Raw genomic sequence first — 218 nt, forward strand, 5'->3', positions numbered from 1 at the left:
CAAGCACTCCGGTGCTTGGCCGCATGAGATGTCTGGCAAGACATGTTTCTTATCTAGTTTTGAAGGTTTACTTCAAAAAAAAGTGTTGCTTTTTCTTCAGAAAAATGCTACAATAATGTTTGTCCTTAACAAAAGGACAAACATTAAATATCCGATCTGGTGATAACAGCGAAGAGGTCACACCTGTTCCCATGCCGAACACAGTAGTTAAGCTCTTC

The organism is Terribacillus sp. AE2B 122, assembly GCF_902497585.1.
Classification (GTDB): domain Bacteria; phylum Bacillota; class Bacilli; order Bacillales; family Amphibacillaceae; genus Terribacillus; species Terribacillus saccharophilus_A.